Source organism: Mesorhizobium sp. B1-1-5 (assembly GCF_006443065.1).
In the GTDB taxonomy this organism is placed as follows: Bacteria; Pseudomonadota; Alphaproteobacteria; order Rhizobiales; family Rhizobiaceae; genus Mesorhizobium.
This window is the reverse complement of record NZ_VFWS01000393.1, coordinates 1-1,387: the sequence shown is the minus strand read 5'-3', so window position 1 is coordinate 1,387 and position 1,387 is coordinate 1. Positions and strand designations below refer to the sequence as shown.

Sequence of the window (1,387 nt, the reverse complement as noted above, 5' to 3'; positions counted from 1 at the left end):
CAGCGGACGCATCCGCCTGATCCGGATCGGGCGGCGAAGCCGGATTGACGGGGTTCAGGTAGCGGGCAGGGGTCCAGCCGCTGATTTTCGGGTTCTCGGCCTCGACCTTGCACCATTGCCGGCCGTCTACGTCGATGCAGCCGAGATTGTTCACGCTGGCGCCATTGGCCAGACGCGCCTCGGTCTTGCCGATCGGCGATGGCTGGGCGCGGACGTTGAGGAGATCGTCGGGGGCGAGGCCGGTGACGATGGAGATGAACGGCCCATCCTCGGCATGGGCCACCGTCAGAAGCACAGGAGCGGCGATCAGCGCGAAGAGCGTCGTTCGGAACGTAGACCGGCGCTTCATCGCTTCGCCGTGGCCGATAGATTGCATTACCAAAGGCACCGCCAGATACGAAAACGCCGCCACACGCGAAGCCGATTTTATAGGCGACGACGCTGCGCCCTGTCCAGAAGCGAGATTTTCTTCCGGCAGGGACGGAGCTGCGTGAAGGGGATCATCGGGAGCGAGGAGCGAGTTCAGCCGGGCATGCGCTTGCTCGCGGCATGAATGCAAAGAGCATTCAGCCGGGCACGAATGCGAAGAGCATTCAGCCGGGCACGAATGCAAAAAGCATTCAGCCGGGCATGAAGCCGGTTCGCAGCGCATGGGCCCATTCGGGCCGTCCCGCCTGTTCGGCCTGGCCGGCGGCCGCCTCGTGATCATAGTCGACGGCGATGGCCTCGAAACGGTCGGGCCGGCCGGGCTCGCCTGAAGTGACGATGCCGTAGCGCGCATGCGGCGCGCCCTGCTCGGAGGAATGCGCCGGCCGCGTCGAGTCTTCATAGGCGGGACAGCCGACGCTGCCCGGGTTGAAGATCACCGGACCGCCTGGCAAGCGGATCAGTTCGGCCCGGTGGCTATGGCCGCACAGGGCCAGGCGGCAGGCCGGATCGAGCGCCTTCAACCGCCGCCGGATCGCCGCCAGCGGCGCACGCACCAGCCGGCCATCGGTGATCGCATCGAGCAGGTATTTCTCGTCATGATCGGGCCTGGCATGGAAAGCGATCACGCCGGGCGCGATCTCCAGCGTCAGAGGCTGCGCGAACAGCACCTCGCGCTGCGCTCCGGTCAACCGTTCCTGCGCGTAGATGTCGGAGGCCCACATGGTCTCATCGGCCGGATCGGCGGCGACGCGGCGGTCATGATTGCCGCGCACGGTCGGCAGGTCCAGCGCTTCCAGCCGCGCAAACGTCTCGCGCGGCCAGAGCGGACCCGAAACGCTGTCGCCGAGATTGACCGTGAGGTCGGCACCGCCGCGCCGCTCGAGGTCGGCGAGCACGGCGTCAAGCGCCAGCACATTGCCGTGGATATCGGCGAGGACAGCAATGCGCATGGGAGCTC

2 protein-coding genes are annotated in these 1,387 nt (G+C 66.8%); both read right to left on the bottom strand.

All coding sequences use genetic code 11. The features are described from left to right. On the bottom strand, nt 1-376 hold a 376-nt coding region (locus FJ980_RS31705), incomplete at its 3' end, for an SH3 domain-containing protein (protein WP_246676659.1). A 244-nt stretch (nt 377-620) separates the two neighbouring features. Then, nucleotides 621-1,379, bottom strand: a complete 759-nt coding sequence (locus FJ980_RS31700; RefSeq protein WP_140547449.1) for a metallophosphoesterase family protein — start codon at nt 1,377-1,379, stop codon at nt 621-623. Between the last annotated feature and the right edge of the window lie 8 nt (nt 1,380-1,387).